Raw genomic sequence first — 21,487 nt, 5'->3', positions numbered from 1 at the left:
GACTTCAATATGCGTTCACTACTGACGGGGGCTGCCCTCGGTGTCGTATTGGGTGGCGCAGCTGTGGGGTTCTCTGCCTTTGCGTCGCCGGAAGACCGCGCGGAAGACCCACGGATGATCACGTATCAGCAGCTGGACCTGTTCGCTGAAATACTGGCCCGCGCCCGTCAGGACTATGTGACCGAGATTGACGAGAAGGCCGCGATGAAAGCCGCCATCAATGGCATGCTGACCTCGCTTGACCCGCATTCAAGCTATCTCGATCCCGATGATTTCCGCTCCATGCAGGTGCAGACCAGCGGGGAATATGGCGGGCTCGGCATTGAAGTCACGATGGAAGATGGCTTTGTGAAGGTGATCTCGCCGATGGATGATACGCCAGCCAGCCGGGCTGGAATTCAGCCGGGCGATCTGATCACAGCCATCAATGGCGCGCCGATCATTGGACAGACCCTGAATGATGCCGTGAAGGAAATGCGCGGTGAGAAGGGGACCGATATCGACATCACCATTCTTCGCGAAGGTGTTGACCCATTCGATGTGACGCTCACCCGCGAAGTTATCCAGCAGAAATCCGTCACTTGGAAGATGCAGGAAAACGACATCGGCTATATCCGTATTTCAACCTTCAATGAGCGCACGACACTGCTGCTGGAAGAGTCGATTGAGGAAATTGCCAAGGAGACTGGCTCGCGTCCGCGTGGCTTGATTCTTGACCTGCGCAACAATGGCGGCGGGCTGCTCGATCAGGCTGTTTCCGTGTCTGACATGTTCTTGTCAGGCGGTGAGGTCGTGTCCACACAAGGTCGCCGTATCTCGGATATGGAGCGCTACAATGCCCGGTCTGGCGAAGTCTTCAAAGGCACGCCAATGATCGTGCTGATCAATGGTGGGTCAGCGTCTGCGTCAGAGATCGTCGCTGGCGCACTACAGGATCGCAATCGCGCGACCGTGATTGGCACAACCAGTTTCGGCAAAGGCTCAGTGCAGACAGTCATCCCGCTTGGCGCAGATCGTGGCGCAGTTCGCCTCACCACGGCGCGCTATTACACGCCGGCCGGTCGCTCGATTCAGGCGCTCGGAATTGATCCGGATATCGAGATCACGCAATCGCGCCTGACCGAAGAAGAGCTTGCCCGCATCAAGCGCTGGTCGGAAGCAGATCTTCCGCATGCGCTTGCCAATGAAGATGGCGAGGCTCGCCAGGACATCTCCATGCCGGACGAACAGCCGCCTGAAGACTGGGATGGTGAGGACTATCAGCTGAAAAGAGCTGTGGAAATGTTGAACGAAGGCACTGTTACCGCCAGTGCAATTCGCCGAGCTGGTTAACGAGATCTTTGCAACCTGTTAACCAGTTGGATGCAATTCTGTTCGTTCGGAATGCACCAATCTGATTAATGAGGTCCATGAATGGCTAGCCGCAGGGATGCCGACCCGTCTCCATTGCGTTCGGGTCTGACTCATACCGGATTGAGCCTGCTCGTGTTCGGAGGCATCGCCGCCAGCCTTGGCGCTGTGATCCATTATTCCGGCAATCCGGCAAATTCAGGCCCTCGTGAGGTGCTTGCCCTGTTCGAGACAAGTCAGGGGTCGCAAGCCAATCTGAAAACGCGCCTTAAATCGGAAACGCCGACCGGCGTTGCGGCGACGGTCGTTCTGGCGGATGACGACACCATCGGCATGCAACCCACATTGGGCGTGGAATACAGCGAGGCGCCGGTTTTGGCTGCCGAGGCCCAACCAACAGGTCAGGGCGATGAAGATTCAGCGGGTGCAGGCATTCGCATCAACGGCACCCTGGTGCGGCCGGGCGAGTCCTATGGGGAAATAACCCGGATCACGTCGCTCGACCCCGCGCCGATTTCCGGTCTGTCAGAGCGCGTGAACGGGCTGACCCTGCCGCGTATCTCTGCTGAGGGCCGGGCACCATCAGACGTGTACGCGCGCCCCTTTGCCAATCCGGGCAACCAGCCGGTTGTCGCGCTCGTCATCGGCGGACTCGGCATCAATGCCACACATACGAAAGCCGCGATCAACGAGCTCCCGCCTGAAGTGACTTTGTCTTTCGCGCCGGACGCCGGGAACCTCCAATATTGGGTCAATCAAGCGCGCGAGAAGGGTCATGAAGTCCTGATCGAAGTGCCGATGGAGGCATTTGAGTACGGGCGTATGAAGATGCACCCGCAGACGCTGTTGGCAAATGATGATGGTACGCGAAACATTCCGCGGCTTGAGCGTTTGCTCAGCCGTGCAAGCGGCTATTTCGGCATTATCAACTATCAGGGTGCCAAGTTTGCAGAAGACGCAGGCGCGGTGAACTCGGTTCTGGACATTCTCAAGGATCGCGGTGTCGCGCTGATAGAAGATGGCAGCTTCTCTGGTGGTGCATTTGACACGGCAGCTGGCCAGACGAATCTGAAATATGCGCGTGCAGCCAGCACGATCGACGCCAAAATGAACGCGGATGATATCCGCAATGAGTTGCTTGGTCTGGAAACACTGGCCAAGGAAAGCGGCGGTTCGATGGGGGCAGGGTATGCCTACCCGCTAACCATCGAGATCGCGAAGGATTGGACGAAGGATCTGCAGACTCGCGGCGTTCTTCTTGCCCCTGTCTCCGCGCTGACCGCTGAAAAGTCTGCAGAAAATGACGCGTTGCAGCCGGTGAAGACTGGAAGCTTGATGCAGGCTCCGCTAAACCCTGAAGGGTGAGCGTAACAATACCTGATCCAGACCTGTATCGGCCGAATGTCGGCCTCGCCGTGTTTTCAAAGGCGGGGCATGTTTTCATTGGCCGCAGGATAAATGGCCGTGGGGCCTTCCAATGGCAGATGCCGCAGGGCGGGATCGACAAGGGCGAAACACCGCTTGTTGGGGCGCTACGAGAACTCGAAGAAGAAGTCGGAATTCCCGACAAGCTCGTAGACGTTCTCGAAGAGACATCCGACTGGCTTTACTATGACTTTCCACATGACGTGAAAAAGCGCCTGCCGGGGCCCTATATCGGGCAGCGGCAGAAATGGTTCGCGTTGCGCTTCAAGGGCTCTGACAGTGATGTGCGCCTGGACCGGCACACGCCGGAATTTGATGCATGGCGCTGGGCACGTCTTGAGGAAGTTCCGTCCATGGTCGTACCCTTCAAGCGGATGGTGTACTCCGAAGTGGCCGAACGGTTTCGGACCTGGTGCGAACCGGTTCCGGGCCACAAGGAAACCCAAGGCTAGAGACCAGCAGACCTGAAGGGCGCCGTGATGACAAAATCCCTGTTGATGATCCATGGTATCGGGTGCGGCGGAGAGGTTTGGGATCGCATGCGGCCCGGCTTTGAGGCGGCTGGCTGGCTCTGCGAAGCGCCAACCCTTTTTCCGGATCGCCGCGTTCCCGAGAACCCGCCTGAATCGCTCGCGGAACTTGGCCTGGATGATTATGTCTCGGCGATGGCTGACAAAGCGCGCGCGATGGCGGAGGAGACGGGTGCGCCGCCCGCGGTAATTGGCCATTCGATGGGCGGCCTCATTGCGCAGTGCCTGGCAGAGGAGGGGCTTGTCAGTCAGGCGGTGTTCCTTACGCCTGCGCAGCCCAAGGATTGCGCTGTGGTGACGCTGTCGGTTGCGTATACTTTCCTGAATATCCTGATCGGACGTGACCGCACCAAGGGGTACAAGATTTGGCAGTCAGGCTTCCGGTATGGCGTGCTCAACAAGGTTGCGCGTCGTCGGCATGCGGAAATCTATGCAAGTGCCCTGTATGACTCGGGCAAGGTTTATGGCGACATATCCGATGGCATTGAGATTGACGAATCCCTGATCAAAATTCCTACACTGACCATCGCGGCAGGAGCTGACCGGGCAACGCCTGCCAAGGGGGTTCGGAAGGTCGGTGAGAAATACGCCAAGAGCCCCGTCGCCGGAGACTTCCTGGAGTACAAGGATAACGCGCACTGGATCGTTGATGAGCCGGGCACGGACAAGGTTGTGGCCGATATTGTCGCTTGGCTGGAGCGGGCTAGGCTTCAAGAGGCCCCATAAAGAAAAGCCTCAACCATCCGGTCAGGGCTTTCCTGTTTCGATGAAGATGCGGCTCAGCCCTTGCCAGCCATGCGCAGGAAGCGGTTGCGCAGGTCTGCATCAGATTTGAACACGCCCGTGAATTGCGTGGTGATCGTGCTGACATCCTTGTGGTGAACGCCGCGCGTGGACATGCATTCGTGGACGGCATCAATCAGGACAGCCGTGCCCATAGGGGCCAGGCTTTCGGTGATCGCATCACAGATTTGCGCTGTCATGGTTTCCTGTGTCTGCAGGCGTTTGGAAAAGATCTCCACGACACGTGCCAGTTTGGAAATACCCACAACGGCTGCCGATGGCATGTAGGCCACGTAAGCCTTGCCGAGGAAAGGCGCCATGTGGTGTTCGCAATGGCTTTCCACGTCAATGCTGCGCAGCATGACGATGTCGTCATAGCCCTGCACGTCTTCAAAGGTGCGTGACAGGTACTTTACCGGGTCTTCGTCATAGCCGGAGAACCATTCCTTGTAGGCATTGACCACGCGTTTTGGCGTATCAAGCAGGCCTTCTCGCTGTGGATCGTCGCCAGCCCATGCAATGAGCGTGCGAACGGCCTCTTCAGCTTCCTGAACGGTGGGGCGCTTCACAGGCTCAGCGCGTGCCTTGTCTTTATTGGGAGTGATGGCGTCCATTGCCATGATTGAAGTTTCCTTCGACTGAGGGACGGGGGTCGAGCCGAGGCTTGGTCTGGGAAAGCGCGTTCATCTTGCTCCCCTGCCCGGACTTAACGCCCGCCCGGAGTTGATACCCTCAGGGCGATATGAGGAACATAAGGGCGTGAATGCCCTGTTTCCAGCCCTTTCTACGGTGACGTTGCGCCAGTGGATGAGTCATTTCTTGGCTTTTTTGTACGTCAATGATACTGGCTCGCGGATGAAAACGATCCGATTTCACCGCTGTTCTGCCTGCTGCTGTTGCTGTTGACGCCTCAACGAGCCATTAGGGCTGGCCATATATTCCCGAAGCCAGCGCATTCCTCAGACTTTCGAAATCGAGCCATAAGACCATGACAATCCGCCTTTATGACACCGCCGCGCGTGAAAAGCGCGTATTCGAGCCGCAGGATCCGGCCCGGGTCACGATGTATGTCTGCGGGCCAACCGTCTACAACTACGCCCATATCGGCAATGCGCGCCCGCCCATCGTATTTGACACGCTGCGGCGTCTGCTGATGCGGGTGTATGGTGAGGATGCCGTCGTCTATGCACGCAACATCACCGACATCGAAGACAAGATCATCAAGGCGAGCCAGGAGAGCGGTCAGCCGATTGCGGAAATCACCCGGAAATTCGCGGACATCTACAATGCTGACACGACGGCGCTGAACGTTCTGCCTCCGAGCATTGAGCCGTGGGCGACGCAGCATGTCGGCGAGATGATCGACATGATCGAAAAGCTTGTTCGCAAGGGCTATGCCTATGTCGGCAAGGAAGGCGTCTGGTTCTCCGTCAAGACCATGTCCGACTATGGCAAGCTGTCAGGTCGCAAGCTGGAAGACAATGAAGCCGGCGCGCGGGTTGCGGTCGATGCGGACAAGCGCGATCCGGCAGATTTTGCCCTCTGGAAGTTCGCCAAGCCCGGCGAGCCGGAAGACGCGATCTGGGATAGCCCGTGGGGCAGGGGACGCCCCGGCTGGCATATCGAATGCTCGGCCATGGCCGCGAAACATCTTGGCAAGACGATCGACATTCATGGCGGCGGGATTGATTTGCAATTCCCTCATCATGAGAACGAGATCGCCCAATCCGAATGTGCGCATGGCGAGGTCATGGCGAATTACTGGTTGCACAATGGCTTCCTTGATATGGGCGGCGAGAAGATGTCGAAGTCTCTCGGCAATGTCGTCCTGGTTCATAACCTGCTCCAGAAATGGCCGGGCGAGGTGCTGCGCTTTGCAATGTTGAGCGGGCATTATCGCGCGCCCCTGGACTGGACCGAAGACCTGCTGAAACAGGCAAAGACGACACTCGACCGCATCTATGGCGCACTTCGCCGGGTCTGGGCCGCTGAAGGCGGAGAGATCGATGACCGCGGCGTGTTTGATGCGCTGTGTGATGACTTGAATACGCCGGAGGCGTTGGCGTCCCTTTCCCGTCTGGCAGGGGAAGCGAACACCGCTGCCGACAAAGGCGATGTTGACGCCATGGCGACAGCGCGCGCCAACCTGCTGGATGCAGGGGCGTTTCTCGGCCTGCTGACGATGACGCCGACAAGCTGGGAACAGGGCGGCGATGATGACGACAAGGCGCGAATTGATGCGCTTGTTCAGGCCCGGATTGATGCTCGCGCGGCAAAGGATTGGGCAGAGGCAGATCGCATTCGCGATGAACTTGCTGCCGAAGGTATCGAGATCATGGATGGGGCAGGCGGCTCGACCTGGAGACGGACCTGACAGCGTTGCCCATGACGGAAGCTTTATTTGACCTTAAGCGCGCCGTTCGGTCTGGTGCGGACCGGGCCTGAGCGTCCCGATTTCAATGCAAGACACACTTCGCCGCCTGATGGGCCTTTGGGTCATCATCAGGCGGCTTTTTTCGTCACAGCTGCAATAGCTTGCAAGAGGGGCGACCCAGAGCCATGTTCCGGGTGATGAGCGAGCTATATCATAACCGCGTCCTGGAACTGGCAGCAGGCATCCCGCATGTTGGCGATCTGGAGTCGCCGGACGGGTCCGTGCTGAAAGTGTCCCGCGTGTGCGGATCGACCGTGAAAGTGGACCTGACACTGGACGAGGCAGGCGAGCGCGTGACTGCGATTGCTGTAGATCCCAAGGCGTGCGCGCTGGGGCAAGCCGCGACATCGATCCTAGCCGAACATGCCGTTGGCGCGACGATTGAAGAAATCATCGCGGCGCGCGATGCGCTGAAAGACATGTTGAAGGACAATGGCCCCCCACCGGAAGGCCGGTTCTGGGAGCTGCGCCATCTTGAGCCCGTGGCGGACTATCCACCGCGGCACACATCGACCCTGCTGGCATTTGAGGCGGCTGTCGCGGCCATCGATGAGGCGCTCGCCAGTCGCGGATCGTCGCGAGCGGCAGTGAATTGAGATGGCCGGGCTGAGGCGGCACGCGGCGGAGAGCTTGCTTTGGCTCTACAAACACGGGCCGAGCCAGGTTTTCTATGCCTTCGGCGCACGTTGCCAGCACACACCGACTTGCAGCGAATATGGCGCTGAATGTGTTGCGCGCTTCGGTTGGTGGCCGGGCATCTGGATGGCGCTGGCGCGTTTTATCCGGTGCAGGCCCGGGGGAAGTCTTGGAAGAGATCCTGTGCCCGAATCCCTACCGAAAGCGCCGTTCTGGCAGCCTTGGCGATATGGCGAATGGTCAGCCGGGAAGGTGATGGCGCGAATTGAAAACCGGAACGCGTCGTGCCATATAAATTGCAATGAGTGATATTCGTTGCCTTTTCGGCCCTGTTGGCCTGACCACACGAACTCGCCGGGGTGCCTGACGCGCCCTTGGCCGCGCTGCTGCGCGCCCGCATCACGCACCCGTAAAAAGCCTGAAATGAACCCCGGCCTCTGGCTCCGGCCTGCCAGACTGCACGTTCAATGTGTATGGGGTGGGAAATCTGGTGAAGTCGCGTTAAGCAGTCGCCGGATAAAGGGCCAGACCGGAACCGAATTTGCCGCGCTGCCCGCAGCGCCGATATGCACGAAAAGACTGAACCATGATCAAAGTTTCCCTGCCAGACGGCTCCGTTCGAGAATATGAAGACGGTGCGTCTCCGTTCGATGTCGCCAAATCCATTTCCAACTCCCTTGCCAAGAAAGCGCTCGCCGCGCGTGTTGATGGCGAACTGAGGGATCTGATGCGCCCGCTTGAGGGGGATGCCAGCATTGAGATCGTCACGGCGAATGATGCCGATGGCCTTGAACTGATCCGCCATGACGCGGCGCATGTGCTCGCCCAGGCGGTGCAGGAACTCTATCCCGATGCACAGGTCACGATCGGACCGGTGATCGATGATGGCTTTTATTACGACTTCGCCCGCGAGGAGCCTTTCTCAACGGAAGACTTCGAAAAGATCGAGAAGAAGATGCGCGAGATTGTCGATGCAGACTATCCGATCATCCGCGAAGTCTGGGCGAAGGAAGATGCCATCGAGACGTTCAAGAAGATCGGCGAAGACTACAAGGCTCAGATCATCGACGACATCATCCCGCCGGGCGAACCGATCACGGTCTACAAGCAGGGTGAGTGGTTCGATCTGTGCCGGGGGCCGCATCTGCCATCGACGGGCAAATTGCCAAAAGCCTTCAAACTGATGAAGTTGGCGGGTGCGTACTGGCGCGGGGACTCGAAGAACGAGATGCTGCAGCGCATGTACGGCACGGCCTGGGCGAACGAGAAAGACCTGAAAGCCCATCTCACGCGTCTGGAAGAGGCCGAGAAGCGCGACCACCGCAAGCTGGCCACGCAGCTGGACCTGTTCCATCTCGATGGCCTCGCTGCGGCGGGCTCCATCTTCTGGCATCCGAAAGGATATCAGATTTGGCGTCAGATTGAATCCTACATGCGTCGCCGCCTCGATGCGGCAGGCTATGAAGAGATCAAGACGCCGCAGCTGATGGACTCCGTTCAGTGGGAGAAATCCGGTCACTGGGGCAAGTATCGCGAGAACATGTTCATCGTTCCGGATTTCATTCCGGAAGGGGATGAAGGCGTTGAAATCTCCGTGCCGGAAGATGCCAAGCTGATGGCGCTGAAGCCAATGAACTGCCCGGCGCATGTCGAAGTGTTCAAGCAGGGCCAGAAATCCTATCGTGACCTGCCGCTTCGCCTTGCAGAATTCGGATGCTGTCACCGCAACGAGCCGCATGGCGCGCTGCACGGCATCATGCGCGTTCGTCAGTTCACGCAGGACGATGCGCATATCTTCTGCCGTGAGGACCAGATCGTCGAGGAGTCGATCAAGTTCTGTCGCCTCTTGGAAAGTGTTTATCGTGACTTCGGCTTTGAAGACATTGCGGTGAAACTGTCCACGCGTCCGGATGTGCGTGCCGGCAGTGACGAGACGTGGGACCGGGCCGAGAAAGGCCTTCAGGAGGCGGTCGATGCGGCGGGCCTGCCATGTGAGATCATGCCGGGCGAGGGGGCATTCTATGGTCCGAAGCTGGAATTCCAGCTGACGGATGCGATTGGCCGCGTCTGGCAGTGTGGTACGCTGCAGCTTGACTATGTGCTGCCTGAGCGTCTCGGCGCAGAGTACACAGCGCCGGATGGATCGAAACAGCGCCCCGTCATGCTGCATCGCGCGATCCTGGGATCGATGGAGCGGTTCATCGGTATCCTGATCGAAGAATTCTCAGGCGCGTTCCCGCTCTGGCTGTCGCCAGTGCAGGTCGTGGTTGCCGCCATCACGGACGCGGCCAACGATTATGCCGAAGAGGCCGCCGAGGCGCTGCGGAAGGCCGGGCTGCGTGTCGAGACGGATCTTCGCAATGAGAAGATCAACTACAAGGTCCGTGAGCACTCCGTTCAGAAGGTCCCGATCATCGCGGTCGTCGGCGGACGCGAAGCGGAAGATCGTACGCTCGCGCTTCGCCGCTTGGGCAGCAATGGTCAGCAGATGATCTCTCTGGATGACGCATGTGTAGACCTCGCGCAGGAAGCGCTGGCGCCTGACCTGAAGGTCAGCAGCGCCGAATAGACGGGTGACAGGCCGGGCAGATCAGGAAAAGATGCGTGACATGAGTTACGCACCTTTTCTTGCCGCTGCATTCCTGTTGTGGCCGATTACCAGCATGGCGGGCACGCAGGGCAATCCACTCTTGCTTGGTCTTGCGGCTGTTCCTGTACTGTTTATTGCACGACCCGGAATTCGGCCGAAGGCGTATGTCCTGGCGGCACTCGCATTCATTGCCTGGGCCGTGATCACCGAATTCTGGTCTCCCGGGTCGAGAGGAATCATCAGCGGCAGTATCTTCGGAGGTGACCTGGCGATTCGGTCAGCCGGATTGCGTCTCGCACTCGTCCTAGCATTCGCAGTTTTACTGGTGGGCGGTCTGCTTAAAATTCAGGAGGGGCGCGCTCAGGTTTCATCCCGTATCATGCTGGGAAGCGTTTCGATTCACGGTGTCATGGTCTGGCTCAGCCCTTTCCTGGCGGCATCTGTCATTCCGTTTTTCTATGATCACGATCCTGCGCAGTATCCGAGTGGGTTCCAGAATCTGGACCGGGGCGCCAATGCGTTCGCACTCGTGTTGCCCATACTCGCTGCGTATCTGGGAACGCGGGCGGGTCTGGCCTGGAAGGTGCTCGCGCTTGTCGCTGTTTTGGCGAGCGTCGCCAGTTTTGCCTTGCTCGGAGTATCCGCTGCCATGTTTGGCGCGATCTTGATGTTGGTCGCATTTCTGGTGGTGCGCGTGTTCCCGAAATATGGATTGCGCGGCTTGTTCACCTTCGCCGCTGCCTATCTCCTGAGTGCACCGCTCTTGATCGGCGGATTGCTGGGCTTGGTAAAGGCAGCCGGGATCAATCTGCCGGGCTCCTTCCAGTCGCGCGCCTGGTCTTGGGAGGTTGTGATCGGAAAGATCGGAGAGGCGCCGCTGCAGGGGCATGGAATTGAGGCCTCGAAAACGTGGCAGGAGACCTATGCGGAGTATCCTGACTGGATGGCGCAGCTGCCGGACTTCTGGGCCTATTATCCCGTCGTGCCCGGACACCCTCACAATATGGCCTTGCAGATATGGGCGGAGACCGGATTGATCGGTGCGGCGCTTGCATCGCTGGCAATCCTGCTTCTTGGATGGACACTTCCCCTGGGCGACAGGTTGAGGGTTGATGTGCGCTATGCGACGGCGGGAATGCTCGCAGCGGCGCTGTGTCTTTTCAGCTTCTCCTACAGTGTCTGGAACGAAGCGTTCTGGGCGACTCTGGCGCTGGCCGTCGGCGCGCTCTTTCTTCTGTCACGGCGGGTACGGGATTCGCTTGCATGACCCTTCCAACAATTACGGCGATCGTGGTGAGCTATCACACCGGGCCACGCCTTCACGAATGTCTGTATGCCCTGAAATCCGATCCGGACGTCTCCGAAATTGTTGTCGTGGACAACGGCAACCCAGTTGGTGAGCAGGAGTGGATTGATCAGTTCGAGGCAAAGTCTGACAAGGTTCATCTGGTCAGGGACGGGACCAATCCCGGCTTTGGCGCTGGCGTGAACAAGGGCGCCGCCGGCGCGCTTGGCAAGTTGTTGCTTGTGATCAATCCTGATGCCGTTCTCAGGCGCGGGTCATTGGCGCGCATGGTGGGCGCGATGGACCAGCGCGCTGAACCCGTTCTGGTTGGCGGCAAGATATTCGATATTCATGGCCGGGAGGAACGCGGTGGCCGGCGCAATACGCTGACGCTTGCCCGTGCGATGGGGTTTGGGAAATGGACGTTGGAAAACGACCCGCCTCCAAGAGAATCCATCGAAGTCGGGGCGGTTTCCGGTGCGTTCTTCATGATCGACCGTCAGGCATTTCGCAGCATGGGGGGCTTCGATGAAGACTATTTCCTGCATGTCGAAGACGTTGATCTGTGTCGCCGTGTGATCGAGATGGGCGGAAGCGTTGTGTATCAACCGCATGCAAGCGCGCTGCATTATGGTTCGACTTCGGATGTTCCATCTGATGCGGTTCTCGAACACAAGGCGCAGAGCCTGTCCCGCTATTTCCGCAAGTTTGCCAGGAGCCGGAGCGAGCGCTGGCTTGTGGCGATCCTGTCTCCGTTGATGAAACAAGCGCTCAAAATGCGTGGCTAGATGACCGGGCGCCACTGGTCTGGTGCGAGTTCGAAGCCTCCGAAATGAAAAGCGGGTGCGACGATGCAGGAAACAAGCGTCCACGCGCCAAGGGTTTCTGCGGTCTGCCAATAGTTTGCCGGAACGATTCCCTGAGGGGAGTGGCCAGCGCGCAAATCCGGACCGAGGGTCATGGCGCGTGCCCCTTGTCCATCGGGTGGTGACAGGGTCAGGGACAGCGGACCGCCTGCATGCCACAGCCAGAATTCGTCTGCATCAACCCGATGCCACGCAGAGACTTCATCTGCCTGCAGCAGGAAATAGATCATTGTTGATGCAGCACGTTCCCCATTTAGGGCAGGGGCGCGATACGTTTCGCTGTAATGACCGCCTTCCGGATGCTTCCTCAGGCCCAGCATTCGAATGATCTCGTTTGCGCCGAGGTCGCCGGAAATGGCGGGCATCAGAAGCGGTCCTTTCGGGTCCGGATCTCCGCAAAGGTGTCAACTGTATTGCCCGGATGGCCCATGGCGCTTTGCAGCGCGGGATCATCGGCGCGCAGGAATGGATTTGTCGCAAGTTCCTTGTCGAGCCGAGTCGGTACAGTCGGCAGGTCGCGTGACCGGCGATCATCGATCCATCGAATATAGTCCGCCAGATCGGTATTGTCCGGATCGATGGTCTCTGCGAACCGGGCATTTGCCTGAGTGTATTCATGTGCGCAGTACAATTGCGTCTCTGGCGGCAGGGATTTCAGCTTGGACAGGCTGTCCCACATCATTTCCATCGTCCCTTCGAACACGCGGCCACAGCCAAGTGCGAAAACGGAATCGCCGACAAAGGCAGTGTTCTGCTCTGCAAAGTGAAACGCGATATGTCCAAGTGTGTGGCCGGGCACATCCAGAACGACTGCTGTCGCGCGGCCAAGCTCAACGCGGTCGCCTTCCGACAATTGCACATCGATACCGGGAATTTTCCCGGCTTCGCCGGCGGGTCCGTAAATCGTGCAGTCGGTTGCGTCCTTGATCTTCAGATTGCCGCCGGCATGGTCCGGATGCCAATGCGTGTTCAGGATGTGGCTGATTGACCAGCCCATTCGATCCGCTTCTGCCAGGTATTTGTCGGCATCGGGCGTGTCGATTGCGGCGGTTTGTCCTGACCAGGCTTCATGCACGAGATAGCCGTAATTATCGTTCAGGCAGGGAAATTTGTGTATGTCGAGGGTGATCTTCGTCATCAGTGTCTCCAGCAGACCAGACTAGCACAGGGCCGTTCATGCGTCAGGATGCCGTCACTTTGCAACGTTTCTATGCGTCCGCCCTCGGTTTGGCGGCGGCGAGGATACTATCGGGCAAGCTGACTGACCTCTGGGGAGATGCGAGAGGACTGTCGCTACTCGGGCTTGGATACGCCATTCCGGTGCTGGAGGCTTTCGGAGGAACGCCCAGCCGCAGCGTTGCGGGGGTTCCGCTCGATCATGGGCCTGTGAATTGGAACCCGTTCGGCAGGGGAAATGCCACGGTTTCAGTCGGTGATGAACGGTTGCCTTTCCCGGATGGCATGTTCGATCGCGTCATTGTGCTCCATGGATTGGAGGAGTCCGGCAATCCGCGCGCCTATCTGCGTGAGATCTGGCGCGTCACCGCCCCTGAAGGGCGTATCGTGCTGGCGGCGTCCAATCGGTCGGGTCTCTGGTCGCGTGCGACGCGGACGCCTTTCGGACAGGGCAGGCCGTGGACCAGGGCGCAGTTGATGAATTTGCTGTCCATCGGCCTGTTTCAGGTTACCGCCTCCAGCAGCGCGCTTTACATGCCGCCTGTGGCCACGCCGCTGGTCACGACCGCCGCAGAAGGTTGGGAAGTGATGGGGCGAATGCTTGCGCCGGGGCTGGGCGGTGTGGTGCTCGTGGAGGCCGTAAAGCGCCTTTATGCCTCTCCAGGAGGCGGTGCGGAGGCACCTGTGACCGGAAAAGTGCGTTTGACGCGGCCTGCGACAACCAATGGTCGCGAAAGACATTGACGCCCCAACCGGGCGCTCTGTACTTTAGAAAGACCTAATAGGCATTACAGATCAAAGGATTGAGCGCCATGAAACTCGTAACCGCCATCTTCAAACCAAGCCGGCTGGATGCGGTCATCGATGCGCTGTCCGAAGCGGGCGCAACCGGTCTGACCGTCTCCGAAGTGCGTGGCTATGGTCGCCAGTTGGGCAAGACGGAAGTCTATCGCGGCGCTGAGTATGAAGTGCGCCTGCTGCCAAAGGTGAAAGTGGAGGTCGCATGTCCCGCTGCATCTGCTGAACGCTATGCAGAGGCGATCACGCAGGCGGCGAATACCGGCACGATCGGCGACGGCAAGATCTTCATCTACGATCTCGACAGCATCATCCGGATTCGTACCGGCGAGCGCGATGAACAGGCTGTTTCCGGCTAGTCTTCGCTGCCGGGTTTGAAGCTTGCCTCTTCAGCGCCGTGATGGAGCTGGAGGTTCAGCAGCACACCTTTCGCGACCGGGAGCAACCAGAGCGACAGTCCCACAACGGCTGCACACAGCACGATGAACGCAATGATCATCGGCACCAATGGCAATGGGCTCATCGGCAGCAGGAACAGGAATGGTGCGAGCAGCAACAGCACGCCAAACCCGACGAAAAAGGCGGGTCCGTCCGCCGTATCGGCTGATGACATGTCCCGCCCGCAAACCGGGCATGTCTCGTGCAGTTTGAGGTAGGAGCTGTACAGCTTGCCCTCACCACACTGGCCGCAGCGTTGTCGAATTCCGGAAAGGATGGGGGAGGGTTGGCTCATCTGTCGATACCTTTGCTCGGTGTCGTATCGCGTTGCTTCGTGTCGTCATTTGTCGCGATATGTTGCGTTCTGTCGATCAAATGTAAGTGTGATGTCGCGGCTGTCATCTGCGGTAGATGGTTGCAGGGACATCAGACCTTGACCAATCGCGCCGCATTCCGCACCAGAGCGAGCGAAATCTGACTGCAGGAACTCCATGACCAACCCCGTCTTTGAAAAGATCGCCATCATCGGCGCCGGCCTGATCGGCGCGTCCATTGCCCGGGCGACCCGCGCCTATGGGGCAGCGGAGACGGTCAGCCTGTATGACGCCGATCTGGATGTGCGCCAGCGTGCGGCCGCGATTGATCTCGGCAAAATCGCAGACGATCTGGCAACAGCGGTCGCGGATGCCGATTGCGTTATCCTGTGTGTGCCGGTTGGCGCGCTGAAAGCCGTTGCCGCTGAAACCGTTCCGCTGATGAAAGCCGGCGCGACCCTTACAGATGTCGGCTCGGTGAAGGGGCAAGCGGCAGACGCCTTGGCGGCGGCGGCGGATGGGCGCGTTCACATCATTCCCGGCCACCCGATTGCAGGTACTGAGCAATCCGGGCCGGAAGCGGGCTTTGAGACCCTGTTCCGGAATGCCTGGCATATTCTGACACCTCTCAAGGTAGACGGCGAGGAGTATGCCGAGGCGGTGTCTCGCCTCGAATCCTTCTGGACGCAGCTTGGCGCGACGGTCGAGACGATGGATGCCGCGCGGCATGACCGCGTTCTGGCGATCACGTCTCACCTGCCGCATCTGATTGCCTTCAACATCGTGGCGACAGCCTTCGACATGGAGACGGTAGAGCAGGGCGAAGTGGTGAAATACTCCGCCGGTGGTTTTCGGGATTTCACGCGTATTGCTGCCTCCGACCCGGTCATGTGGCGCGATGTGTTCCTCAACAACAAGGATGCCGTGTTGGAGTGTCTGGGCCGATTTTCTGAAGACCTGGCCGCGCTGCAACGGGCCATTCGCTGGGGCGACGGCGAGACGCTGTTCAATGAATTCACGCGGGCGCGCTCAATCCGGAAAGCCATCATTGATGCCGGCCAGGATTCCGGCGCGGTGAACTTCGGGCGCAACCAGCGCAAGGGAGACGGGGATGAAAAAGCTTGAGCTGACCGAAGAACGCCGCGTGACCTTGCGCGGGCATTTGCAGACCCTGTTTGCCACTGAGTTCAACGAACGGCTGAGCGATTTCCGCGCCGACGACATTATTGACCTGATGATCAAAACCCTTGGCCCGGCTGTCTACAATCAGGCCGTGGCCGATGTTCGGGCGCATCTGCAGGGAAAGCTGGACGATCTGGACGGTGAAGTCTGGGTCGAAGACAGCCACTGACACAGGTTTCACGCGCTTGTGTGTAGTGCGCGACTGAACCATGCGGCATGGTCCCGCGTATGAGACGCATGACCCAAACGCTTTCCCGCCGCGCGTTGCTCCTCACCGGGGCCGCCTCGCTAGGCCTTGCCGCCTGTTCCATCAATTCGACCTCTGAAGCGGCGGATGCCGAGAACGAGAACAATGAGGATCGCTATGCGGACTCAAAATGGCGGCAGCTGACCGAAGATGACTGGAAAGCGCGCCTCAGCGCGGCGGCCTATGGCGTGATGCGCAAGGAAGGCACGGAGCGACCGTTCACGTCTGACCTGAACAATGAGGCCCGAACCGGCACTTATCATTGTGCGGGCTGTGACCTGCCGCTGTTTTCATCGGATACAAAGTTTGATTCCGGCACAGGCTGGCCGAGCTTCTTCGATGTGTTACCCGGCGCAATGGGGACCAAGCCTGACCGCAAACTGATCTATGTGCGGACAGAATATTACTGCGCCAGATGCCTCAGTCATCAGGGCCATGTCTTCGAGGATGGCCCGGCGCCGACCGGCCTGAGATATTGCAACAATGGCGTTGCGCTGACCTTCAGACCGGCCTGACCGAAACCTATTCGATGATTTCCATGCCTTCGGGAATGATGAAAGGCGCGGTGGCCACCTCGACGCCCCCGGTTTCGATCACTTCGCCCGGCCCGCCTTCGCGGCGCTCATAGGCCTCTGCAAGAGACAGATAGGGCGGGACATGGATCCAGCCTGAATTCGCATCATTCTGCGTGATCTCGAAGTGCAGGTGGAACGTGGTCGGAGTGCCTCCAAAATCGTTGGAGACATATCCAATGTGCTGGCCTGCGGTGACGGGATCACCGGCCTTCACCTCCAGTTTGCTCATGTTCATGTGCATGTATTTGTAGATCCGGCCGCCCGCGCGCAGATTCACGCTATAGGTGCCGACATGCGAGATGATGCCGTCCTCCACAGCGACCACCTTGTGCAGGGCACGGTCCGCCGCTGATGTGCGGCGCAGCGTATTGCAATCCGCCGCTGTGCCGACACGAATGTCCTGCCCCTGATGAACCTTTGGAAGAGGGCAGTAGGGAGAGGTGCGATTGGCCGAGCGGACTTCGCAGAAATTATCTCGCCACGGATAAGTGTAGTTGCGCGCATCGCATTGGTCGCCGCCCGCAACGCCGCCGCCAAAGCTGAACACTTGTGACTGAAGATAGGCCGGCGCATCCGCAATCGGGAAGACGATGTCGGGCGCATAGGCAATCTGGTCAGGCGCGCCCTGACCGGAGCCTGGCAGCAGTGCGCCGGCTTCGAAATAGCTGAAAGTGGGCTCGACAGGGTCCGGAAGGCTGGCTGTGTCGTCGCCACCATCATTCGCTGGCGTATCCGTATCGCCCGGCGTGTCCGGAGCCTGGGTGTCATCTGAGCCTGCATCGTCATCAGATGGGGGATTGGTGTCGGTATCGTCGCCAGCGTCCAGATCAGTGTCGATGTCTGTGTCCGGAACGGTGTCTGTGTCGTCAGGATTGTTTGTATCCGCATCCGGCTCGCCGTCGGTGGTGTCGTCCGCGGCGGGCGTGTCGGCGTCGTCTGCGGGTGCATCTGCGTCTGTATCAGTTGCCGCATCCGTATCGTCAGGAAGGTCGTCGCTTCCATCGTCCGGCTCTGCCGGATCATCCGTTACGGCATCAGTGGGCATATCCGGCCCGGCATCTACATCGCCGTCATCTGTGCCGGTGTCTCCACCCGTACCGTATGGATCATCCACGGGGGCAGAGGGCGGTGGCGGCCCCGGTGCGCCCGGCGGAACAGCCGGGCCTGTGTCCGGCGTTTCCGGGCTTGGCCCGCCATCCCCCGGAAATCTCACAAAGTCGCATGCGGCGAGCATCAGAGCGGTGCTCGCCAGTAGCAGCAATCTCGTTGGTTTCATCAACGCGTCCCCGCAATTACCAGCTTGTTGGTGACCTCCAGAGCTTCCTGCTCGGAGATACACTCGGCTTCACTTGTTGGCAGCGCCTTACACTCGAACTCGACGAGATAGTCAGCGCCATAACGTGAGAAGGAAACCTGGGCGCCGGTCATTGTAGACGTATAGGTCAGCACCGGTTCGGCCTCGTCTTCCGGGCGCGCATCGGCGCCAATCACTTCATTTGTTCCGTTTACGACGATGTCATAGTCGATGCCGGGATAGGCCGCGAAATAGCCATCGCTCATGGGCTGGAAGCGCACACCGCCCTCAGCGCCCTGAGGCACGACGATGCCGGTCGGCAGCAGGACCGGAACGGGCGGGGCGTTGCTGCCGGACGCGACCTGGAATCCGGTTTCGCTGTCTCCACTGGAGCGCGCGGCCATGTCGGCGCGGGCGGCTTCCCAGTCAATCGTAGCCGTGCTGGCCGTCATCACCGGGCGTTCCGCTTCGGTAGGCATCTCGACCTGCGCTTCTTCCTCGGGGGCAGGGGGTTCAGTGATTTCGACCGGGTCAGGCTCATCGGGGGATCTCGCGATCAGAAAATCGCAGGCCGTCAGGGAAACGGCGCATGCGGAAGCGAGCAGGATCGTGCGGGTAGCAGTCATTTGCGTTTGTCCTCTCCGGGATGGGCAACAAAGTCCGGGTCTGCATAGGCAACCCCGTCGATCGACAGAATCCTTGTGCGGATTTCCTCGATCCGGCCGCGCGTGGCATCGACGCCGGCGGGCAGCGTGTAGGCAAGGCTGATCTCTCCGGAATAGCTCGCGCCGACGAGCTTGAACTCCTTCAGCGCCGGAATGTCTGCAGCGAGATCATCAAAGGCGTCCAGCGCCGTGTCGCGGTCGCGCTTGTAGTTGCGGCAGATCGTGTCGATCTCCGGCCGCCCTTTGAGGCGAACGATGAAGGTAACCTCTGCGGGGCCAGATGCTGCCGGGGCGTCTTTGGATGTGGAGGCCGCCTGAACCTGTTCCACGCCGATACTTCCGATTGGGGGGCGGGGATCCGTCTTTGGCGCCTCTACGGGCGAGACGACACTGCCCTGCTGGATGGCGGGTTGCGGCGTATCCGGATCATCATTTGCTACGAAGACCAGGCCCACCGCGCTCCCCAACAGGGCGATTCCGGCAATGCCAAGGGGGCCGCCGACATGTATGGGGGAGGGGCGGCGCTTTGACATTACTCGCCGCCGCTACTCATCTTTTCCGGCACCAGCGCCAGGTCCAACAGGCCCTGACCGCACGGGCGTGAACACATGCCCTCGCTGCCTTCAATCGGCGTGGTGCCCGGATAGAGCGCGCAGGAGCCGGAGCATTGTTGCGCAGAGCGGGGCGACACAGCCGCCAGCAGGGTCGCCTTCAACTCGTCCGGCGTCGCGTCCGGGTCGCGGGCCTTTAACAGGGCGAGCGCGGCAGAGACATGCGGCGCTGCCATCGATGTGCCCTGTTCGAAGGCGTAGTAGCAATCTTCAACAGCGTCGCCCGTCAGCGGGTCATAGCAATTGGTTGCGGCCTTGGTGGACAGCACGCCGTCCGGGCGACCATCGCCATTGTCATCACGCGTCAGATCCCCACCCGGTGCCAGAATGTCGACTTCCGGACCAAAGTTCGAATAGGGCGCGATCACGCCGCGGGCATCGCCTGCCGCCACTGTGATGACGTTGGCGCAGCCGCCGGGCGCGTAGTATTGCGTGGCGACACGGGCATTGCCCGCAGCGGACACGACGATCACGCCGCGTTCCGTGACGGAGTCGATGGCGTCTTGCAGAGAGGCCGGGCAGAATTCGAACAGGCCGATGGACAGGTTGATCACGTCCGCCGGATTATCGTTCCAGATCTCGTTGCCTTCTTCATCTTCGGCCGGGATCAGCCCGCCCGCCCAGCGGATGGCATCATTGATGTCAGACAGTCGACCGCCGCATTTGCCGAGGGCACGAACGGGAACGATCTTCACATTCCACGCACCGCCCGCAACGCCGGAGGCATTGTTGGTGGCTGCGGCGCCGATCGTGCCGGCCACATGCGTGCCGTGGAACGTGTCAGCGGCATAGGGCACAGACGGGTCACACAGATCGCCGGGGTCATTCGGGTCGCTGTCACGGCCATCGCCATCATTGCCCATGCGCGGATCGGATACCATGTCCCAGCCCGGCGCGATGTTCGGGGAATCCTTGATGTCGGGGTGTTCCAGCTGCAGGCCGGTATCCACCACCGCGACGACGACGTCTTCAGAGCCTTCCGTTCCCTGACGGGTCCAGAAATCCTGGAAGCTTGAACCGCCAATGGATTCGCCTTCGCCGGAGCCATTGTTCTGGAAGTGCCACTGCAAATCCCAGAGCGGATCATTCGGCGTGATGGAGGCATCGGTGATGACATCTGGCGTCACGCCCGTGCCGGTCGTCGGTGTATCCGGTGTGGGTTTGCGGGCGAACTGGTTCTCGAAAATATAGTCTTTCTCGACATATTCGAATTGTCCGGACTCGCGCAGATCCTTCACGATGCATTCTGTGGCCAGGACCGGGCTCGACTGTACCTGCATCATGTCCGGATTGTCGGGGCACTCCAGCTTGGCATCGACCGCGAGGAAATTCTGCAGCGCGCTGCGCGGGGCACGCTCAGGCGTGAACTGGGTCGGGCTCGCGCCATCCTCGCCAATCTGGATGACCATCTGGCCCTCGCGCGACAGGGCAACTTCGCCGCCCATGCCATATTTTGACAATGTGTCGAGCATGACGGAGTTGGCATCACGCTGCGCGGTGATTGCATCGCGGCTGATGACGGAGCGGCGCGCCAGTTTGCGGGCAGCCTTCTGCTCGATCACCGGAGCGGATTCCAGCGAGCGAGTGTTCAGGGAACGGGTACGCTTGACCGGGGCTGGCTCGTTCGCGGCGGCTTGCTCCAGTTCGCGGGAAGCTTCCTCGATCTTCTGAAGGGTTTGCTCTCTGGCCGCGGGGTCCAGCTTGATTTTCGGCATCACGCGTGCGGGCTGTACCGTCAGGCTGCGTGTGGTGGAGGGCGCTGCGGGTGCGGGCGCTGTGATGGCGTCCATGTCTGCGTCCGGCGCGCTTTCCAGCGCGACCTCTTCCTCGGCGACCTCCTCAAGCGCTTCCGGGTCTTCCAGGAACAATGCGTCGTCTTCGACAACTGCCATCGCCTCGGCGGGCGGAATGTTTTTTGGTTTTGCGATGATGGAGCCAATGGCGAACATCGAGCTGGCGCTGGCCGTTTCGAAATTCATGTCGTTGCGCACTGTGCCGGCGATTGCGCGATCTGCGACGTCGACGGCTTCCAGTGCGTTTGGTGACGATGGCTCGACAATGGTCCGTCCGCTCAGCTGATCCAGGGTCGAATCGGCCAGATCGCGGGCGCGTTCGAGACGCAAATCCTGTTGGTCGCAGGATGACAGGGCGAGCAGGCCCGCCATGGCTGTGCCGAGTGCCAGACCGGCTGGCTTAGACATCAATTTCCGCAGCATGTGAGATATCCCCGTGCGTTTCCCAAGATACTCCCAGCCTCTTAAGTTAACCCTTTAGCAAGATTATGACGA

Annotated in this window: 23 protein-coding genes; 15 read left to right on the top strand and 8 right to left on the bottom strand. The window is 59.7% G+C overall.

Annotated elements, in window-relative coordinates:
* Positions 1-9: 9 nt before the first annotated feature.
* The 4 genes from HY36_RS02110 (at position 10) to HY36_RS02095 (ending at position 4,031) form a co-directional block, all read left to right on the top strand.
* Positions 10-1,332: a S41 family peptidase gene (locus HY36_RS02110; protein WP_051602452.1), complete on the top strand. Its 1,323-nt coding sequence runs from the start codon at positions 10-12 to the stop codon at positions 1,330-1,332.
* 81 nt (positions 1,333-1,413) lie between these two features.
* Positions 1,414-2,715, top strand: a complete 1,302-nt coding sequence (locus HY36_RS17560; protein WP_081805981.1) for a divergent polysaccharide deacetylase family protein — start codon at positions 1,414-1,416, stop codon at positions 2,713-2,715.
* Positions 2,712-3,227 carry an RNA pyrophosphohydrolase gene (locus HY36_RS02100; protein ID WP_035547556.1) on the top strand — a complete coding sequence of 172 codons (516 nt, stop codon included), beginning with the start codon at positions 2,712-2,714 and terminating at the stop codon, positions 3,225-3,227. Before HY36_RS17560 ends, HY36_RS02100 begins: the two co-directional genes overlap by 4 nt.
* 27 nt (positions 3,228-3,254) lie before the next feature.
* Positions 3,255-4,031: an alpha/beta hydrolase gene (locus tag HY36_RS02095; RefSeq protein WP_035547553.1), complete on the top strand. Its 777-nt coding sequence runs from the start codon at positions 3,255-3,257 to the stop codon at positions 4,029-4,031.
* Between the two features lie 53 nt (positions 4,032-4,084).
* On the opposite strand, the gene folE is transcribed toward HY36_RS02095, so the two are convergent.
* A complete protein-coding gene (gene folE / locus HY36_RS02090) occupies positions 4,085-4,702 on the bottom strand; it encodes a GTP cyclohydrolase I FolE (RefSeq protein WP_035548292.1) in 618 nt (205 codons plus the stop codon).
* A gap of 374 nt (positions 4,703-5,076) precedes the next feature.
* Between folE and cysS the strand changes: the two genes are divergently transcribed.
* The 6 genes from cysS (at position 5,077) to HY36_RS02060 (ending at position 11,821) form a co-directional block, all read left to right on the top strand.
* Positions 5,077-6,462 carry a cysteine--tRNA ligase gene (cysS, locus tag HY36_RS02085; RefSeq protein WP_035547550.1) on the top strand — a complete coding sequence of 462 codons (1,386 nt, stop codon included), beginning with the start codon at positions 5,077-5,079 and terminating at the stop codon, positions 6,460-6,462.
* Between the two features lie 194 nt (positions 6,463-6,656).
* Positions 6,657-7,118, top strand: coding sequence for an iron-sulfur cluster assembly scaffold protein (locus HY36_RS02080; RefSeq protein ID WP_035548288.1), 462 nt, complete (start codon positions 6,657-6,659; stop codon positions 7,116-7,118).
* 1 nt (position 7,119) lies between these two features.
* On the top strand, positions 7,120-7,467 hold the full coding sequence (yidD, locus tag HY36_RS18060) for a membrane protein insertion efficiency factor YidD (RefSeq protein WP_081805980.1): 348 nt from the start codon (positions 7,120-7,122) through the stop codon (positions 7,465-7,467).
* A gap of 277 nt (positions 7,468-7,744) precedes the next feature.
* Positions 7,745-9,727: a threonine--tRNA ligase gene (thrS, locus tag HY36_RS02070; RefSeq protein ID WP_035547544.1), complete on the top strand. Its 1,983-nt coding sequence runs from the start codon at positions 7,745-7,747 to the stop codon at positions 9,725-9,727.
* 40 nt (positions 9,728-9,767) lie between these two features.
* Complete coding sequence (locus tag HY36_RS02065; protein ID WP_162175932.1) at positions 9,768-11,015, top strand: O-antigen ligase family protein; 1,248 nt, start codon at positions 9,768-9,770, stop codon at positions 11,013-11,015.
* Positions 11,012-11,821: a glycosyltransferase family 2 protein gene (locus HY36_RS02060; RefSeq protein WP_051602400.1), complete on the top strand. Its 810-nt coding sequence runs from the start codon at positions 11,012-11,014 to the stop codon at positions 11,819-11,821. Before HY36_RS02065 ends, HY36_RS02060 begins: the two co-directional genes overlap by 4 nt.
* Here HY36_RS02060 and HY36_RS02055 read toward each other — a convergent pair.
* Together HY36_RS02055 and gloB are read right to left on the bottom strand one after the other, a co-directional pair.
* Positions 11,818-12,264, bottom strand: a complete 447-nt coding sequence (locus tag HY36_RS02055; RefSeq protein ID WP_035547536.1) for a cupin domain-containing protein — start codon at positions 12,262-12,264, stop codon at positions 11,818-11,820. The genes HY36_RS02060 and HY36_RS02055 overlap by 4 nt on opposite strands.
* Positions 12,264-13,037, bottom strand: coding sequence for a hydroxyacylglutathione hydrolase (gene gloB, locus HY36_RS02050; RefSeq protein ID WP_035547533.1), 774 nt, complete (start codon positions 13,035-13,037; stop codon positions 12,264-12,266). Before gloB ends, HY36_RS02055 begins: the two co-directional genes overlap by 1 nt.
* A gap of 38 nt (positions 13,038-13,075) precedes the next feature.
* On the opposite strand from gloB, the gene HY36_RS02045 reads away from it, so the two are divergent.
* Entirely contained in the window at positions 13,076-13,819 is a 744-nt protein-coding gene (locus tag HY36_RS02045; RefSeq protein ID WP_035547530.1) for a class I SAM-dependent methyltransferase, read from the top strand.
* A gap of 68 nt (positions 13,820-13,887) precedes the next feature.
* The gene (locus HY36_RS02040) at positions 13,888-14,232 is read left to right on the top strand and encodes a P-II family nitrogen regulator (protein WP_035547527.1); all 345 of its coding nucleotides are present in this window, start codon (positions 13,888-13,890) and stop codon (positions 14,230-14,232) included.
* Here HY36_RS02040 and HY36_RS02035 read toward each other — a convergent pair.
* Positions 14,229-14,606, bottom strand: coding sequence for a DUF983 domain-containing protein (locus HY36_RS02035; protein ID WP_035547524.1), 378 nt, complete (start codon positions 14,604-14,606; stop codon positions 14,229-14,231). The genes HY36_RS02040 and HY36_RS02035 overlap by 4 nt on opposite strands.
* Positions 14,607-14,802: 196 nt before the next feature.
* On the opposite strand from HY36_RS02035, the gene HY36_RS02030 reads away from it, so the two are divergent.
* From HY36_RS02030 to msrB, 3 genes are all read left to right on the top strand, one after another.
* A complete protein-coding gene (locus HY36_RS02030) occupies positions 14,803-15,750 on the top strand; it encodes a prephenate/arogenate dehydrogenase family protein (RefSeq protein WP_035547522.1) in 948 nt (315 codons plus the stop codon).
* On the top strand, positions 15,737-15,976 hold the full coding sequence (locus tag HY36_RS02025) for a DUF2164 domain-containing protein (RefSeq protein ID WP_035547520.1): 240 nt from the start codon (positions 15,737-15,739) through the stop codon (positions 15,974-15,976). The genes HY36_RS02030 and HY36_RS02025 overlap by 14 nt, the downstream gene beginning before the upstream one ends.
* A gap of 68 nt (positions 15,977-16,044) precedes the next feature.
* A complete protein-coding gene (gene msrB, locus HY36_RS02020) occupies positions 16,045-16,569 on the top strand; it encodes a peptide-methionine (R)-S-oxide reductase MsrB (RefSeq protein ID WP_155841632.1) in 525 nt (174 codons plus the stop codon).
* 7 nt (positions 16,570-16,576) lie between these two features.
* Here the strand turns inward: msrB and HY36_RS17555 are convergent, their stop codons facing one another.
* The 4 genes from HY36_RS17555 to HY36_RS17550 are packed head-to-tail and all read right to left on the bottom strand — an operon-like array spanning position 16,577 to position 21,415.
* Entirely contained in the window at positions 16,577-17,905 is a 1,329-nt protein-coding gene (locus HY36_RS17555; RefSeq protein ID WP_051602398.1) for a M23 family metallopeptidase, read from the bottom strand.
* Complete coding sequence (locus HY36_RS02010) at positions 17,905-18,549, bottom strand: hypothetical protein (RefSeq protein ID WP_051602397.1); 645 nt, start codon at positions 18,547-18,549, stop codon at positions 17,905-17,907. Before HY36_RS02010 ends, HY36_RS17555 begins: the two co-directional genes overlap by 1 nt.
* Positions 18,546-19,121, bottom strand: coding sequence for a hypothetical protein (locus HY36_RS02005; RefSeq protein WP_035547514.1), 576 nt, complete (start codon positions 19,119-19,121; stop codon positions 18,546-18,548). Before HY36_RS02005 ends, HY36_RS02010 begins: the two co-directional genes overlap by 4 nt.
* The gene (locus HY36_RS17550; protein WP_241764121.1) at positions 19,121-21,415 is read right to left on the bottom strand and encodes a S8 family peptidase; all 2,295 of its coding nucleotides are present in this window, start codon (positions 21,413-21,415) and stop codon (positions 19,121-19,123) included. Before HY36_RS17550 ends, HY36_RS02005 begins: the two co-directional genes overlap by 1 nt.
* Positions 21,416-21,487 lie beyond the last annotated feature (72 nt).

It is taken from the genome of Hyphomonas atlantica corrig., from assembly GCF_000682715.1.
Lineage (GTDB): Bacteria > Pseudomonadota > Alphaproteobacteria > Caulobacterales > Hyphomonadaceae > Hyphomonas > Hyphomonas atlantica.
This window is presented reverse-complemented; position numbering and strand designations above follow the sequence as displayed.

What these genes read in the sequence shown, in the direction of transcription:
- HY36_RS02110 (WP_051602452.1), top strand. Translation starts at nt 10, where the DNA reads ATGCGTTCACTACTGACGGGGGCTGCCCTCGGTGTCGTATTGGGTGGC.
- HY36_RS17560 (WP_081805981.1), top strand. Translation starts at nt 1,414, where the DNA reads ATGGCTAGCCGCAGGGATGCCGACCCGTCTCCATTGCGTTCGGGTCTG.
- HY36_RS02095 (WP_035547553.1), top strand. Translation starts at nt 3,255, where the DNA reads ATGACAAAATCCCTGTTGATGATCCATGGTATCGGGTGCGGCGGAGAG.
- folE (WP_035548292.1), bottom strand. Translation starts at nt 4,702, where the DNA reads ATGGACGCCATCACTCCCAATAAAGACAAGGCACGCGCTGAGCCTGTG.
- cysS (WP_035547550.1), top strand. Translation starts at nt 5,077, where the DNA reads ATGACAATCCGCCTTTATGACACCGCCGCGCGTGAAAAGCGCGTATTC.
- yidD (WP_081805980.1), top strand. Translation starts at nt 7,120, where the DNA reads ATGGCCGGGCTGAGGCGGCACGCGGCGGAGAGCTTGCTTTGGCTCTAC.
- thrS (WP_035547544.1), top strand. Translation starts at nt 7,745, where the DNA reads ATGATCAAAGTTTCCCTGCCAGACGGCTCCGTTCGAGAATATGAAGAC.
- HY36_RS02065 (WP_162175932.1), top strand. Translation starts at nt 9,768, where the DNA reads ATGAGTTACGCACCTTTTCTTGCCGCTGCATTCCTGTTGTGGCCGATT.
- HY36_RS02060 (WP_051602400.1), top strand. Translation starts at nt 11,012, where the DNA reads ATGACCCTTCCAACAATTACGGCGATCGTGGTGAGCTATCACACCGGG.
- HY36_RS02055 (WP_035547536.1), bottom strand. Translation starts at nt 12,264, where the DNA reads ATGCCCGCCATTTCCGGCGACCTCGGCGCAAACGAGATCATTCGAATG.
- gloB (WP_035547533.1), bottom strand. Translation starts at nt 13,037, where the DNA reads ATGACGAAGATCACCCTCGACATACACAAATTTCCCTGCCTGAACGAT.
- HY36_RS02045 (WP_035547530.1), top strand. Translation starts at nt 13,076, where the DNA reads ATGCGTCAGGATGCCGTCACTTTGCAACGTTTCTATGCGTCCGCCCTC.
- HY36_RS02040 (WP_035547527.1), top strand. Translation starts at nt 13,888, where the DNA reads ATGAAACTCGTAACCGCCATCTTCAAACCAAGCCGGCTGGATGCGGTC.
- HY36_RS02035 (WP_035547524.1), bottom strand. Translation starts at nt 14,606, where the DNA reads ATGAGCCAACCCTCCCCCATCCTTTCCGGAATTCGACAACGCTGCGGC.
- HY36_RS02030 (WP_035547522.1), top strand. Translation starts at nt 14,803, where the DNA reads ATGACCAACCCCGTCTTTGAAAAGATCGCCATCATCGGCGCCGGCCTG.
- HY36_RS02025 (WP_035547520.1), top strand. Translation starts at nt 15,737, where the DNA reads ATGAAAAAGCTTGAGCTGACCGAAGAACGCCGCGTGACCTTGCGCGGG.
- msrB (WP_155841632.1), top strand. Translation starts at nt 16,045, where the DNA reads ATGACCCAAACGCTTTCCCGCCGCGCGTTGCTCCTCACCGGGGCCGCC.
- HY36_RS17555 (WP_051602398.1), bottom strand. Translation starts at nt 17,905, where the DNA reads ATGAAACCAACGAGATTGCTGCTACTGGCGAGCACCGCTCTGATGCTC.
- HY36_RS02010 (WP_051602397.1), bottom strand. Translation starts at nt 18,549, where the DNA reads ATGACTGCTACCCGCACGATCCTGCTCGCTTCCGCATGCGCCGTTTCC.
- HY36_RS02005 (WP_035547514.1), bottom strand. Translation starts at nt 19,121, where the DNA reads ATGTCAAAGCGCCGCCCCTCCCCCATACATGTCGGCGGCCCCCTTGGC.
- HY36_RS17550 (WP_241764121.1), bottom strand. Translation starts at nt 21,415, where the DNA reads ATGCTGCGGAAATTGATGTCTAAGCCAGCCGGTCTGGCACTCGGCACA.